This window comes from uncultured Lacinutrix sp. (assembly GCF_947500325.1).
GTDB lineage: Bacteria > Bacteroidota > Bacteroidia > Flavobacteriales > Flavobacteriaceae > Lacinutrix.
The window spans coordinates 21014-36351 of record NZ_CANMRQ010000014.1; the positions used below are offsets into that span (position 1 = coordinate 21014).

At 31.1% G+C, this 15338-nt stretch carries 15 protein-coding genes; 8 read left to right on the forward strand and 7 right to left on the reverse strand.

Translation table 11 applies throughout. The features are described 5' to 3' along the window. Positions 1 to 26 precede the first annotated feature (26 nt). From Q0997_RS14770 to lspA, 5 genes are all read left to right on the forward strand, one after another. A complete protein-coding gene (locus tag Q0997_RS14770) occupies positions 27 to 1121 on the forward strand; it encodes an AraC family transcriptional regulator (protein ID WP_299890149.1) in 1095 nt (364 codons plus the stop codon). A gap of 120 nt (positions 1122 to 1241) precedes the next feature. After that, positions 1242 to 2426 (forward strand): T9SS type A sorting domain-containing protein, encoded by a 1185-nt coding sequence (locus Q0997_RS14775; protein ID WP_299890151.1) that lies wholly within the window; start codon positions 1242 to 1244, stop codon positions 2424 to 2426. A 122-nt stretch (positions 2427 to 2548) separates the two neighbouring features. Continuing rightward, positions 2549 to 4105 carry an NAD(P)/FAD-dependent oxidoreductase gene (locus Q0997_RS14780; RefSeq protein WP_299890152.1) on the forward strand — a complete coding sequence of 519 codons (1557 nt, stop codon included), beginning with the start codon at positions 2549 to 2551 and terminating at the stop codon, positions 4103 to 4105. 56 nt (positions 4106 to 4161) lie between these two features. After that, complete coding sequence (gene fabD, locus Q0997_RS14785; protein WP_299890154.1) at positions 4162 to 5055, forward strand: ACP S-malonyltransferase; 894 nt, start codon at positions 4162 to 4164, stop codon at positions 5053 to 5055. Between the two features lie 2 nt (positions 5056 to 5057). Continuing rightward, entirely contained in the window at positions 5058 to 5564 is a 507-nt protein-coding gene (lspA, locus tag Q0997_RS14790) for a signal peptidase II (RefSeq protein ID WP_299890156.1), read from the forward strand. A 52-nt stretch (positions 5565 to 5616) separates the two neighbouring features. On the opposite strand, the gene Q0997_RS14795 is transcribed toward lspA, so the two are convergent. From Q0997_RS14795 to Q0997_RS14805, 3 genes are read right to left on the reverse strand one after another with little or no spacing between them, the layout of a single operon-like run. Further along, positions 5617 to 6894 carry an amidohydrolase family protein gene (locus tag Q0997_RS14795; protein ID WP_299890158.1) on the reverse strand — a complete coding sequence of 426 codons (1278 nt, stop codon included), beginning with the start codon at positions 6892 to 6894 and terminating at the stop codon, positions 5617 to 5619. Positions 6895 to 6897: 3 nt separating this feature from the next. Further along, on the reverse strand, positions 6898 to 7908 hold the full coding sequence (gene galE / locus Q0997_RS14800) for a UDP-glucose 4-epimerase GalE (RefSeq protein ID WP_299890160.1): 1011 nt from the start codon (positions 7906 to 7908) through the stop codon (positions 6898 to 6900). 8 nt (positions 7909 to 7916) lie between these two features. Continuing rightward, positions 7917 to 9074 carry a DegT/DnrJ/EryC1/StrS aminotransferase family protein gene (locus tag Q0997_RS14805; protein ID WP_299890162.1) on the reverse strand — a complete coding sequence of 386 codons (1158 nt, stop codon included), beginning with the start codon at positions 9072 to 9074 and terminating at the stop codon, positions 7917 to 7919. Between the two features lie 69 nt (positions 9075 to 9143). On the opposite strand from Q0997_RS14805, the gene Q0997_RS14810 reads away from it, so the two are divergent. The 3 genes from Q0997_RS14810 to Q0997_RS14820 all read left to right on the forward strand — a co-directional run bounded on the left by Q0997_RS14810 (position 9144) and on the right by Q0997_RS14820 (position 11823). Beyond that, a complete protein-coding gene (locus Q0997_RS14810; RefSeq protein WP_299890164.1) occupies positions 9144 to 10379 on the forward strand; it encodes a glycosyltransferase N-terminal domain-containing protein in 1236 nt (411 codons plus the stop codon). A gap of 115 nt (positions 10380 to 10494) precedes the next feature. After that, a complete protein-coding gene (locus Q0997_RS14815; RefSeq protein WP_299890166.1) occupies positions 10495 to 10926 on the forward strand; it encodes a hypothetical protein in 432 nt (143 codons plus the stop codon). A gap of 87 nt (positions 10927 to 11013) precedes the next feature. Then, the gene (locus tag Q0997_RS14820) at positions 11014 to 11823 is read left to right on the forward strand and encodes a DNA/RNA non-specific endonuclease (RefSeq protein ID WP_299890168.1); all 810 of its coding nucleotides are present in this window, start codon (positions 11014 to 11016) and stop codon (positions 11821 to 11823) included. Between the two features lie 23 nt (positions 11824 to 11846). On the opposite strand, the gene Q0997_RS14825 is transcribed toward Q0997_RS14820, so the two are convergent. The 4 genes from Q0997_RS14825 to Q0997_RS14840 form a co-directional block, all read right to left on the reverse strand. Continuing rightward, on the reverse strand, positions 11847 to 12698 hold the full coding sequence (locus Q0997_RS14825; protein WP_299890170.1) for a glycosyltransferase: 852 nt from the start codon (positions 12696 to 12698) through the stop codon (positions 11847 to 11849). Between the two features lie 34 nt (positions 12699 to 12732). Further along, the gene (locus Q0997_RS14830; RefSeq protein ID WP_299890171.1) at positions 12733 to 13584 is read right to left on the reverse strand and encodes a glycosyltransferase family 2 protein; all 852 of its coding nucleotides are present in this window, start codon (positions 13582 to 13584) and stop codon (positions 12733 to 12735) included. A gap of 71 nt (positions 13585 to 13655) precedes the next feature. Next, positions 13656 to 14183, reverse strand: coding sequence for a methyltransferase (locus Q0997_RS14835; protein WP_299890173.1), 528 nt, complete (start codon positions 14181 to 14183; stop codon positions 13656 to 13658). Between the two features lie 9 nt (positions 14184 to 14192). Continuing rightward, positions 14193 to 15251, reverse strand: coding sequence for a 3-oxoacyl-ACP synthase III family protein (locus tag Q0997_RS14840; RefSeq protein ID WP_299890175.1), 1059 nt, complete (start codon positions 15249 to 15251; stop codon positions 14193 to 14195). Between the last annotated feature and the right edge of the window lie 87 nt (positions 15252 to 15338).

The window sequence follows — 15338 nt, forward strand, 5'->3', positions numbered from 1 at the left end:
TTGCTATCTTATTAAATGTATAAAAAATGAATTTCTGGGAAACTATTTTTTTGTTTTTTGCCTTTCTCTCTTTCTTATTGTCCTTTCTTTTTTTCTTCAAGAAAAAAGGCGATAGGATAGCGAATGTTATTTTAGGGGTTTACCTTTTGCTTTTTTCACTAAATCTAGTCTATAATGTTTTATACTGGACAAAAAAACTTTTTACGGCTACTTACATTAATTTTTTTGGCTTACTTGTTATTATTTGGGCAGCATATTCTCCATTAATGTATTTATATACAAAACATTTTCTTAATCAGAATAAATTAAAGAAAAGAGATATATTTCATTTATTTGGACCATTATTAATGGTTGTACTATATTCTAGATTCTTTTTATTGAATTCTAAAGCTAAAGGTCAAGCTTTGTTAAATGCTAATTTGTATGATTATATCTATTTAGGGAAGTATATTCATGCTATCATTGCTTGTATAATGATCTTTTATCTAGCAATGATTTATAATGCTTTTAGTAAGAACAAGAGTTTAGAGATCAATAAAAAAAGATGGTTAAAATGGGTTGTCATTGCTTTTTCTTCTTATGTCTTAGCAATGCTTGCCTATTTTACTTTATCATATTTTCAGTTAATTACAACAGATTATGATTATTTTATAATGTATACCATTATATTTTTTATTGCCTTAGTAGCTTATTTTGGGTTTATGCAACCGGAAGTGTTTAATGGTTTATCTATGGATAAGATTTTACCCTTTAAAAAATATCAAAAAACGGGGCTTAGCAAAAGCCTTTCTATTGAATTAAAAGAACAACTAATAGAGGTAATGAATGATGAAAAACCTCATTTAAATAGTGAATTAAGATTAAGTGACTTAGCTGAAAGATTAAATGTTTCTAAGCATCATATGTCGCAAATTATAAACGAACATTTTGATTCAAATTTTTTCTTTTTTATTAATACTTATAGAATCGCAGAAGCTAAAATGTTATTAAAAAATAATAACGATTTAAATATTACCGATGTAATTTATTCAAGCGGGTTTAATAACAGGGTGTCTTTTTATAATGCTTTTAAAACGCATACAGGTACAACGCCTACTCAATTCAAACTTCAAAGTATATAATCTATATAATTAAGCATACTTGTAAATCTATCTCGGGTTTGTTGTAAATGTTTATAGGGAGTAACTTATTTAGATAGACAAAATATTTTCTTTAATCAAAATTTTAAACATTTTATGATTATGAGAAAACTATACTTTATTTTAATTTTTGTTAGTACTGTTTCTTTTGCACAGATTAATGTTAGTACTATTACACCAACATTTAATGGCAGCGGAGGCGTTACTATTGATGATGCAGGAAACGTTTATATTGGAGATTTTGGAGATTTTTTAGGTGGTCCAGATAACGATGGAATTCCAAACAATGTTATGATGTTAGATACAGATTTAAATTTAACTGTTTTTGCAAATGATTTTACCGGAGCTTCAGGGAATGAATTTGATTCTAATGGTATTTTATATCAGGCAGACATAAGAGATAATGCTGTATATAAAATTACAAATGGATCTAGAGAATTATATGCCTCTACAGGATTGGTTTTACCAGTAGGAATCGCTTTTGATAGTAGTGACAATCTTTACGTCTGTAATTGTGGTAATAATACAATAAGGAAAATTACTCCAGGAGGTGTTTCTACATTGTTTTCAAATGGAAATGGTTTTTTTGCATGTCCTAATGGTATGACTATAGATGAAAATGGAAATTTATATGTTGTAAACTTCTCTAATCCATTTATTGTCAAGATAGAACCAGATGGCACAACATCAAACATTGGTAGTACAAATTCTGGAAATGGGCATATAGATTATGATTCAAATACAAATAATTTATACATAGCAAGCTTTGGAGGAAATCAAATTTTTTACATGGATTTAACAGATTTAAATGTTGGGCTTATAGCAGGAACAGGAACTGCTGGTAATGATGATGGGGCAGCAGCTAGTTCTACTTTTTCTTCGCCAAATGGTATAGCCGTTTCTAAAACTGGTGATTCTATATATGTAAACAGTTCTGCAACATTAAATAATGCAAACTTAAACCCTCAATATGTAAGACTTTTAACAAATGTGCTTTCAACGCTTTCAGTTGATGAATATGAAACGATAGAAAATAAATTGAAACTATACCCTAATCCAGTAAAAGATGAATTTGTTATAGAATCTAAATTGGAGACCAATTTAGATGATTTGTCAATAACAATATGGGGTATTAATGGTGTTATTATAAAAAAAATAACAAATTTAGATTTTAAGGACACGTCAAAAATAAAAATTGATATATCTAACTTTCAATCTGGAATCTATTATTATGCTATAAAATCAGGAAAACGAAAATTAAAACTTGGAAAAATACTAAAAAATTAAATTTTACTATTATAACTGTTATTTAACCATGTATAGGTCATAGTATTCATTAATGATTTTTGATAAACAGAATAATTTTATTAGCAAAACGAATATGATATAAAAATCAGTAGTTTTGCAACATGGTAAAAGAGGTTCAATTAAGGGTAACATTAAAAGAAGAAGAATTTCAAGATATTTTATTGGTGAAGGCAGCTAAGTGGTTGGCCATACCAAAGGAAGAAATTACTGGAATAAAAGTGCTTCGTAAGTCTATTGATGCTCGTAAACCTAAAATCATTTTTAATTATAAAGTAGCTGTTTATATTCGTCAGGTTTTACCCAAAACATCAGAATATGAATTTCAATATCAAGATGTCTCTAAAGCAAAACCAATTCATATTATTGGTTTTGGTCCAGCAGGAATGTGGGCAGCTTTACGTTGCATAGAGCTAGGTTTTAAACCTATTGTTTTAGAACGAGGAAAGAATGTACAAGATCGCCGTCGTGATTTAAAAGCAATTAATCAAGATCATTTTGTTAATGAAGATTCTAATTATTGTTTTGGAGAAGGTGGCGCAGGAACCTATAGTGATGGTAAATTGTATACACGTAGTTTAAAACGTGGTGATGTTAGAAAAATATTCGAAAACTTAGTGTTTCATGGTGCAACAGACCAAATTCTTGTAGATGCACATCCGCATATTGGGACTAATAAATTACCTAAAGTTGTTCAAAATATTCGCGAGACCATATTAAAGTATGGAGGAGAAGTTCACTTTGAAACACGTGTAACTGATTTTGGTATTAAGAATAATAAAATTGAAAGCATTCAATTTCAAAACGGGAATGAAACGGCTGTAGAACGTGTTATTTTAGCAACAGGTCATTCCGCAAGAGATATTTATTATTTACTTAATAAAAAAGCGATAGCAATTAAGTCTAAGTCTTTTGCAATGGGAGTAAGAGTTGAGCATCCACAGCACATTATAGATTCTATACAATACCATTGCTCGGATGAAAGACATGAGTTGTTACCTGCGGCATCTTACAGCTTGGTACAACAGGTAAATGACCGTGGTGTGTATTCATTTTGTATGTGTCCAGGAGGCTTTATAGTGCCAGCAGCAACAGCAAATGGAGAAGTAGTTGTTAATGGAATGTCTCCATCTCGTAGAAATAATAAGTTTGCTAATTCTGGAATAGTTGTAGAAATTAATGCTGAAAAAGATTTGCATAAATACGAGCAATTTGGCGAATTAAAAGGGTTGGAATTTCAAAAAAACTTAGAGCGTTTAGCATTTACTTCTGGAGGTAGAAGTCAAGTAGCTCCAGGGCAGCGTTTAACCGATTTTGTTGAAGGTCGTTTATCTAATTCTTTAAATGATACGTCTTATCAACCAGGGTTAAAAAGTGCTCCTATGCATTCGTTATTACCAAAACTAATTGGAGGTAGATTAAGAAAGGGTTTTGAAGCTTTTGGAAGGAAAATGAAAGGTTATTATACAGAAGAAGCTAATATTGTTGGGGTAGAATCTCGTACATCGTCACCAGTAAATATACCACGAAATGAAAGTCTAGTACATCCTCAAATTTCAAACTTATTCCCTTGTGGAGAAGGTGGTGGTTATGCAGGTGGTATTATTAGTGCTGCTATGGATGGAGAACGTTGTGCAGAAGCTGCAATAATTGGAATGTAATTTAAACGAATACTTTAAAGATATTATTCCTATTTTTGCCACACAAAATTAAACTAATGAAAGCATATATATTTCCAGGTCAAGGAGCCCAATTTTCAGGAATGGGATTAGACTTATACGAGAACTCACCAGAAGCACAACATTTATTTGAAGATGCTAATGAAATTTTAGGATTTCATATCACAGATATTATGTTTGAAGGCACGGCAGAAGCTTTAAAAGAAACCAAAGTAACACAGCCAGCTATATTTTTGCATTCTGTAATTTTAGCAAAAACTTTAGGAGAAAGCTTTAAACCGGATATGGTTGCGGGGCATTCATTAGGAGAACTTTCTGCTTTAGTAGCAAATGGAACTTTAACGTTTGAAGATGGTTTGAAATTAGTGTCGCAAAGAGCACAAGCTATGCAAAAAGCATGCGAAATTCAGCCAAGTACTATGGCAGCAGTATTAAGTTTAGAAGATGCCGTTGTTGAAAGAATATGTGCTGAGACTGAAGGTGTGGTTGTCGCTGCAAATTATAACTGTCCAGGGCAATTAGTTATTTCAGGAGAAGTTGATGCTATCAATAGAGCATGTGAAGCAATGAAAGAAGCAGGAGCCAGACGCGCTTTGGTATTACCAGTAGGTGGTGCATTTCATTCGCCAATGATGGAACCAGCAAGGGAAGAACTTGCAACAGCAATTGAAAATACTATGTTTAGTAAACCTAATTGTCCAATCTATCAAAATGTTACAGCTAGTGCAATTATTGATGAAACAGAAATTAAAAAGAATTTAATGTCACAATTAACGGCACCTGTTCGCTGGACACAATCTGTGCAACAAATGATTACTGATGGCGCAACATTGTTTACAGAAGTTGGACCAGGAAAAGTATTACAAGGTTTGGTTAAAAAAATAAATAGAGAAGCTGAAACAGCATCTGCAACTATAGAAAGTGCTAACTAAATATGAAAAAAAACAGAACACTTCTTATAAGTCTTATTATTGTTTTTAATATTGCTTTAGATCAAGTTTCAAAATTTTGGGTAAGAACTAATGTTTTAAAGAAGTCCCAATCTGAAATTATAGGCGATTTTTTTACATTACATAATGTAGAGAACACTGGTGCGTTTTTAGGCTTGGGAAGTGATTTTAATCCAATATTAAAAATTATTTTATTAAATGTATTGCCTGTAGTGGTCATTACATTAGTGCTTATTCATATTTTTAGAGATAAAACTCTTGACCGTTTTTCATTAATTGGTTTTGCTTGTATCATTGGAGGAGGTATTGCTAATATATACGATCGTATTCTTTATAGTTCTGTAACCGATTTTTTACATATAGATTTAGGCGGGGTTTTTAGAACCGGTATATTTAACTTAGCAGACGTCTCGGTTATGGTTGGTATGGGACTATTAATTTTAGGGAACTTTAAGAAGAAGCCTAAAGAAGAAGAAACATTAAAAGTATAAAAAAAGACCTCTTATTTAAGAGGTCTTTTTTTATACTTTTAATTATAGTGTTTTATTGCTTATATACTTTGCCTTCTTTCATTACAAATACTACATTTTCCATAGTGCTTATATTATCTACAGGATTATCATTAGTAGCTACAATATCTGCAATAAACCCATTTTTTAACTGACCTAATTGATTTTCCATTTTTAGTATCATAGCATTAGTAATAGTAGCACTTTGTATCGTTTCCATAGCTGGCATACCAGCTTCTACCATAAAACCAAATTCTTTTGCATTGTCGCCATGATAAAACACAGCAGCATCAGTTCCAAAAGCAATACCTACACCTGCTTTATATGCACGTCCAAACATATCTTGAATTTTTGGGCCAATATCTAATGCTTTTGGTACAATTACATCTGGATAGTAATTTTTAATTTGTGCTTTTTCAGAAACAAATTTCCCAGCACTTATAGTAGGAACTAAATACACATCGTGTTTTTTCATTAGTTCCATGGTTTCTTTACTCATTAGTGTACCATGTTCTATGGTTTTAACGCCTCCTAAAATTGCACGTTGTATACCTTCATCTCCATGTGCATGTGCAGCTACATGAAAGCCATAATCTTTTGCAGTTTCGCAAATAGCTTTTATTTCTTCAATAGTAAATTGAGGGTTGGAACTATTTTTAGCCACACTTAGAACACCACCAGTAGCCGTAATTTTAATTAAATCTGCACCATTTTTATAACGTTGACGTACAGCTTTTTTAGCGTCTTCAACACTATTAACTACACCTTCTTTGGGGCCAGGATTACCTGCTAAATCTCTACGGTATCCATTTGTAGGATCTGCATGACCGCCAGTTGTAGCTAATGACTTTTCAGCAGTAAAAATTCGCGGTCCAACAATCTTTCCTGATGCTACAGCTTTTTTTAAAGCAACATTTACTCCAGAACCACCTAAATCCCTTACAGTTGTAAAACCACTCATTAATGAGGTTTTAGCATATTGAGTTGAAGTAAATGCTACATCTGCTTCGTTCTGTGTAAACACTTCAAGATATTTTTTTGGATTAGTTTCAGATTCTATATGCACATGCATGTCAATTAAACCGGGCATTACCGTTTTAGATTTTAAATCAATAACAATATCATTATTGTTTTTTGGACTTACATATCCATTTTCTATTGCAGTAATTTTTTTGCCTGAAACTATAATCGTCTTTTTAGTTAATACTGTGCCAGACTTAGTGTCTATTAATTTTCCGCAATGTAAATAAGTGTTTTGTGCAAAAATTAATACTGAAAATAATAATGAGCAAAGGAGAATTAGTTTTTTCATAAGTTATAGTTTTTGTTGCCATTTCCATGCAGAAAGCATAGCATCATCTAGTGAAGATTCTGCTTTCCAACCTAAAACAGTATTTGCTTTTTTTGTGTCTGCATAGGCTGAAATAACATCGCCCTCACGACGATTAACGATTTTATAATTTAATTTTTGGTTAGAAACACGCTCAAAAGATTGAATGACTTCTAAAACACTACTTCCAGTTCCTGTTCCTAAGTTAAAGACCTCAAAATTTGTATCATTTTTAAAATCCAGAAGTCTTTGTAATGCTATAACATGGGCTTTTGCTATATCAACAACATGAATATAGTCGCGAATACATGTGCCATCATTAGTTGGGTAATTATCACCAAAAACAGATAGCTCTTTTCTAATACCTGCAGCAGTTTGAGTAATGTAAGGGACTAAGTTTTGAGGTACACCAATTGGTAACTCTCCAATATTGGCGCTTTTATGAGCGCCAATGGGATTAAAATAACGTAAAGCAATAGCATTAAAAGATTCTTTTATTTTACAAACATCTTTAATTATAGTTTCACCTATTTGTTTCGTATTGCCATAAGGCGATTCTGCAGGTTTTATAGGAGCGCTTTCAGATATAGGCATTGAATCTGCTTGCCCATAAACAGTACAAGAAGAGCTAAAAATAAAATTACAACGTTCTAATTTTTTTACTTCCTGTATAATATAAACTAATGAGTTTATATTGTTTTCATAGTATAGTAAAGGGTTTTCAACACTTTCGCCAACAGCTTTGCTAGCTGCAAAATGAATAACACCAGAAATATCTTCATTGCTTTTAAAAAACTGCTGTACCTCTGCTTTGTCTTTTAAATCTAACTTTTCAAAAATTGGGGTTTTACCTGTGATTGAGACAATTCCATCCATAACATCAATAGAAGCATTAGATAGATTGTCTATAATAATAACATCAAAACCTGAGTTTTGGAGTTCTACAACAGTATGAGATCCTATAAAGCCTAATCCACCTGTTACTAATACTTTCATATAGAATTCTAGTTGTTGTCTATAAAATTAATAATAGTATTAGTAATAAAGTCTATTTGTTCGTCATCAAGTTCTGTATGCATTGGTAATGAAATAACTTCTTTTACTAGTTGATTAGTTACAACAAAATCTTCTTCTTTATATCTTGAGTCTAAATATGCTTTTTGTTTATGTAAAGGTATTGGGTAATATACGCCACATGGAATGCCATTATCATTAAGGTGTTTCGCAAGAGCATCTCTATCTGCATTTTTTATTTTTAATGTATACTGGTGGAATACGTGACAATCACATGCATCGCATATGTCGTCACAACCATTCACAGTTTTTGGAGTTGTAATTTTTGGATGATTAGTAAATGCTTTGTTATATTTTTTCGCGGCATTTCTTCTTTTATTGTTATAAGAGTCTAAATGCGGTAGTTTAGCATCTAAAACAGCCGCTTGAATAGAGTCTAATCGAGAATTTACACCAACAACATCATGATGGTAGCGTTTATACATACCATGATTTACAATACCTCGAATAATATGGGCTAGATCATCATCATTTGTAAAAATCGCACCACCATCTCCATAACAACCTAAATTTTTAGAAGGGAAAAAAGATGTAGATGCCACATGTCCAATAGTTCCAGACATTACTTTTTCTCCTTTAGAATTTTTGTACTTAGCACCTATGCCTTGAGCATTATCTTCTATAATATACAGGTTATGTTCTTTAGCTAATGCCATTAAGGCATCCATATTTGCACACTGACCAAATAAATGAACAGGAACTATAGCTTTAGTTTTTGGAGTAATTGCTTTTTTTACAGCATCAATATCAATATTAAATGTTTCAGGATCTACATCAACTAAAACAGGAGTGAGGTTTAAAAGAGCAATGACTTCAACTGTTGCAGCAAAAGTAAAATCGGCAGTAATAACTTCATCTCCAGGTTTTAAACCTAATCCCATCATGGCTATTTGTAAAGCATCTGTACCATTTGCACATGGAATAACATGCTTTACTCCTAAATAGTTTTCTAAGTTTTTTTGAAACTCATGAACTTTAGGTCCATTAACAAAAGCTGTAGTTTCTAAGACCTCTTGAATAGAATCATTAACCTCTTTTTTTATCTCTGCATATTGACCTTTTAAGTCAACCATTTGTATTTTTCTCATGAAACGAATTTACAAAATTCGTACATGCTAAACAATGAATTATGTATTTTAGCACAAAGCAAATTTAAGTTGAATTTAATTTACTCTTTAGGAATATATTTAGCCAGTTTAATACTGAAAGTTATTGCATTATTTAACACGAAGATTAAGCTTGGTGTTATTGGAAGGCGTCAAGTGTTTAAGGTTTTAAAAGCCAAAATTTCAAATAATGATAAAACATTGTGGTTTCATTGTGCATCTTTAGGAGAGTACGAACAAGGCTTACCTGTGTTTACAAATCTTAGAACACAGTATCCTAAACATAAGATTGTATTATCTTTTTTCTCGCCTTCAGGTTATGAAATTAAAAAAAATGCTCCTTTTGCAGATGTGGTTGTGTATTTACCTTTAGATACTAAAAATAATGCAAAACGTTTTTTAAATGTTGTACATCCTGAATTAACTGTGTTTGTAAAATATGAGATATGGCCTAATTTTTTAAATGAATTAAAGAGAAGACAATTAAGAGCTATTCTAATCTCTGCTACATTTAGAGAAAATCAATCTTTTTTTAAATGGTATGGAAAGCATACCAAAGAGGCTTTATTTGCCTTTGAACATATTTTTACTCAAAATGAAAGCTCAAAACTACTTTTACAAAATATAGAGTATAAATCTGTAACCGTTTCTGGGGATACAAGATTTGATAGAGTGTCAAATCAACTAAATCAAGATAATACAATAGACTTTATAAAAGATTTTAAAGCCAGTGATTTATGTGTTGTTGTAGGTAGTTCTTGGGAAGAAGATGAAAAGTTCCTAGTAGAGTATATTAATAATCATTTAAAAGTAGGAGTAAAATTCATTATTGCTCCTCATAATATTAAGCCTACACAAATTCAAAGCTTAAAAAATAGTATTGAAAAGAAATGTGTTTTGTTTTCTGAAAAAGAAGGGAAGTTAATCTCTAACTATCAAATACTTATTCTAGATACTATTGGTTTGTTAACCAAAGTATATAACTATGCAGATATTGCATATATAGGTGGTGCAATGGGAACAACAGGTTTGCATAATACATTAGAAGCAGCGGTTTTTGGAGTGCCAATAATTATTGGCAAAAATCATGATAAGTTTCCTGAAGCTCAAGAAATGATTGATAATGAAGGTCTAATTTCTGTGAATAATCAACAAGAACTGAATACAGCTTTGAATAATTTTGTAGATAACGAAAATAAAAGAGCCATTTTTGGGAAAAATAATAGAGACTATATAAAAAATAATGAAGGTGCGGTCATCCAAATTCTTAATTTTTTACGTAGATAAGCTATAATATTGACATATTATCGATGAAATGTTAAAATTTGTTAAAAAAAATCACTGAAATTAGCTTACAAAATATTACTTTCACGACATATTTAAAACTCAAATAACGAAACCAATGAAAAAAATTTTATTTAGCGCAGCTTTATTATTAGCATTAAGCGCAACGTTCACATCATGTAGAGATGTAAAAGAAGGAGCTGATAAAGCTGGAGATGCAGTTGAAAATGCTGTAGAAGCAACTGGAGATGCAGTTGAAAATGCTGCTGAAGCAACTGGAGATGCAGTTGAAAATGCTGTAGAAGCAACTGGTGATGCAATTGAAAATGCTGCAGAGGCTACTAAAGATGCTGCAGGAAATGTAGTAGATGGCGCTAAAGACATGGCAAAAGATGCTGGAGATGCAATTGAAGGAGCTGCAGATGCTGCTAAAGATGCTGCAGGTAATGCAGTAGATGGCGCTAAAGATATGGCTAAAGATGCTGGAGATGCAGTGAATAAAGCTGCTGAAGATGTAAAAGGGAAAGTAAATGATTTAAAGAAAAATTAATTTATTACTTTTTTAAAATAATATCTAAGAAAGAGCCCAATCTATTGATTGGGTTTTTTTATATCATGTTCTTTCATTAATTATTTTATGACTAAAAAAACAATTTATTCTATTCTTACAGCTATAGTGTTAATAGCTTTTTATTCTTACAATCTATATTCTGAAAAAGAAGCAGAACAACAAATTGTAACCCAAGGTGCTTCAGTAAAAAATGATACTAATGAATATTTTCTACCAAAAAGTACAACAGGACAAATTATACATCATGAAGGTTACAGTTTAAGCTACAGCGAACCGCATGAGCAAGCTGAATGGGTAGCTTACGAATTAAAAAAATCTCATTTAAGCAATACTAATTTTAAACGCCCTTATTTTGAAGTCGATAAAGCTGTAAAAACAAAAGCCGCGCATTGGAGAAATTATAAAAAATCTGGTTACGATCGTGGGCATTTATGCCCAGCTGGTGACAGGAAATATAGTAAATATGCTCATGATGAAACGTTCTTAACAAGTAATATTAGTCCTCAAACGCATGAATTTAATTCAGGAGTTTGGAATCGCTTAGAGCAAAAAGTTCGTTATTGGGCAAGTAAGTATGATGGTGTATTTGTTGTTACTGGCGGTGTTTTAAAAGGAAAAATGAAAACAATAGGTTCAGAAAAGGTAGCTGTGCCAAATCAATTCTATAAAGTTATAATAGATAACAATTCAGGAAATACAAAGGTATTAGCGTTTTTGTTAAATCATAAAGATTCAAAAGAACCTCTGTATAAATTTGTAGTATCTGTGGATGAAGTGGAGAAATTAACAGGGATAGATTTCTTTTCCGAACTTGAAGATACTAAAGAAAATAGATTAGAAGCTTCAAATAGTTATAAAGCATGGAGTTTCAATTAGAATGATTTTGTTAAAAATGAAAATTATTTTTTTAACTTTTGTAAAATGTTTTTCCAGCGTAACTTTCTAATAAAAACACCTTGAGATATTGTTACTAGTCGATCAGGTTTATTAATTACTGCTTTACAATAGCCAACCATATAATTATTAAAATAAGAAATTTTTCTTTTTTTAACTCCCATTTTTAAAGCTGTTAAAAGATTTAATAAAAAGCCATAACGCATTTTGTACATGGCTTCCCCTTGTAAATATTTTGCAGATTTGTTATAGTTAATTCCTGTAGGTTTTAAATGCTTGACATGTAGGGAGCTATCTGTTAATAATTCCCAATCATAATATTGAGCTAAAAGCTCGTCTACTGTATCCCAACCCATTGCAGGTTTTAGTTTGCCAATATCATTAAAACATTTTTTTCTGTAAGCTTTTAATGCACCTCTAATGTGATCTTTTCGTGTTAGATTTTCTATAACCCAATTATCATTTTTACTAATGTAGCAGAAACCAGCTGCCATTCCTAATTTTGCATTTCCTTTAAAATGATTGGAGATTTTTTCTAAATAGTTTTCAGGAAAAATCAAATCTGCATCAAACTTGCAGATAATATCATAATTGCTATCTAGTATTTTAAAACCCTTATAAAAAGCATTTATAATTTTTGAACCTGGTAAATGTTTATTTGAGGATGTTGAATTTATTAGTGTAATCCAAGAATGTTTCGATACGAATTTTTCAACAATACTTTTTGTATTATCTGTAGAATTGTCGTTTACGATAACAAGTTGTTTTGGTAAAAGAGTTTGTTTTACTATAGATTCTAATGTTAGACTAATACAATCTGCTTCATTGTGAGCAGGGATTACAATATATATGTTCAAAATCGGAAAATTATAAATTCAAAGTTACAGACATTTAAATAAATTTTTTGTAAAAGTTTCTCCAAAGTAATTTTCTTATAAACTGACCTTGTTGATTGGTGATTATAAAATCAATATTATTATTATTATTCGTTTTAAAAAAACCTAATATAGTATAAAAAAAATAAGTTATATCTCTTTTACTTATCGCATTCCTTAATGCAAACATAGTAGACAAAATAAATCCATAACGCATCTTATATAATGCTTCTCCTTGTAAATATTTACTACTTTTATGATAGGTTTTTCCTGTAGGTTTTAAATGCTTTACCTGTAGGGACTTATCTGTTTTAATTGTCCAATGATAGTATTGAGCCAATAGTACGTCTATTGTGTCCCATCCAATACTAAGTTTTAAACCATCAATATCTTTAAAGCATTGTTTTCTATAGGCTTTAAATGGACCGCGAACATGGTTCTTGGACGCAATTGTTTCGTAAATCCATTGCTGGCCTTTTTTTATATATGCCAATCCACCAGCAATGCCAACTTTTGGGTCGCTATTAAAAAGCTTTATTAATGATTCTAAATAATTATTAGGTAAAATAATGTCAGCATCAAACTTACAGATAATATCATAATCGTTATCTAGAGTTTCGTAGCCCTTATAGAAGGCATTAATTACTTTACTTCCCGGAATGTGATCTTTTGAAGATTGAATGCTTATTACATTTAACCATTTATATGTAGAAGATAATTTGTTTGCAATATCGATAGTGGAATCCGTAGAATTATCGTTAACTACAACTACTTTTTTGGGTAGAACGGTTTGTTTGGCTAAGGAATCGAGCATTAAACCAATACAGTCTTCTTCATTATGAGCAGGAATGACAATGTAAAAATTCATAAAGACAAATTACAGTAATTAAATTCCAAAATCCAATACAATTGGGAGAGTCTTTTTAGTAATTAAAAATTTCAATTTTTAATTCTCTCTGCGTATACAATATAATAACGCGGTGTAAACCATCTTAAAATTGGGCGTATTCCAATTTTTTTAGTTGGATTGGTCCATTTTTTTGAATCTATTATTTTCCAACCTGCCTTTTCTAATAACCAATCAAATTGCCAATCTTCAAATTCATGAAAATGTCTATCCCATTTATCTGTTTTGCTTCTGTATGCTGAAGAAAACCATAAACGCATTGGTATACTTGCGATTAGTTTGTCTGCTTTTATAGATTGTAGTACAGTTAAAGGAGATAATAGATGTTCAAATATTTCAAATGCAGTAACAACATCGGCATTAGAATTTTCAATAGCAGAAGAATCAAAGTCTAAATCTTCACCATTGGTGTTCTCTACTTTGAACCCTGCATTTACCATAACTTCTGTAAACGGATTAATAACACCTAAATCTAAAATAGATTGTTCTTTAGAGATGTGCTTTTCTAAAAACTCAAAAGTTAATTTATAGCGCTTGTGAGGAAATTTACCTTCGTACAAAATGATGAATTAGTATTTATAAACTATAGCGTTAATATGCATTCCGCTACCAACACTTGCAAATATAATAACATCACCTTTTTTTATCTCTTGATTTTCTAATTTATTATTTCTAATTAGATCAAAAAGTGTTGGTACAGTTGCTACAGAGCTATTTCCAAGCTTATGAATACTCATGGGCATAATGCCTTTAGGTTCTGGAGTTTTGTATAAGCGATAAAAACGTTTAATAATTGCTTCATCCATTTTTTCATTGGCTTGATGAATCAATATTTTTTTTACGTCTTTTATATCAATACCACTTTTGTCTAAACAAGTTTTCATTGCTTGAGGGACATTATTTAATGCGAATTCGTAAATTTTTCTACCATGCATCTTAAGATATCTTACATCTGTAGGTAATGTTTGGTTGTTTGAATTTCCATAGAATAAATAATAAGCCTCATCGTATGTATAGCTAGCAGTTTCATGAGCTAAAATGCCTCCTTCATTGTCTGTAGATTCTATAACAGCAGCTCCAGCGCCATCACTATATATCATTGAATCTCGATCGTGTTTATCTACAACTCGAGATAAAGTTTCGCTACCTACTACTAAACATTTTTTTGCTATTCCAGCTTTTATAAATGCTTGAGCCTGTATAACACCTTCAATCCAACCAGGGCAGCCAAATAAAATATCATAGGCAACACATTTAGGGTTTTTTATGCGTAAACTATGTTTAACTCGAGATGCTAAACAGGGTAAAATATCACTTTGAACAGTTTCGTGTTTTACATCTCCAAAATTATGAGCAACAATAATATAGTCGAGAGTTTCAGGATCTATGTTAGCATTTACAATTGCTTTTTCTGCAGCAAAAAAAGCTAAATCAGATGAGGTTAAATGTGGCTTAGCATAACGCCTTTCATCTATACCTGTTATAGCTTTAAATTTTTCTACAATAACTTCATTAGAATGGTTAATGGAAGAACCATCAATATTTAAGAATCTATGTTGATGGAAATCTTCATTTTTTTCAATACCACTAGGAATGTAACTTCCTGTTCCTGTAAACTTAATATTCATATAAAAGGATTTGCCTTTAATTATTTGGGGACTTTTTTTGCTAATGTAGCGAATATAAAGTCAAATAATTAAAGGCAAATTTTATTT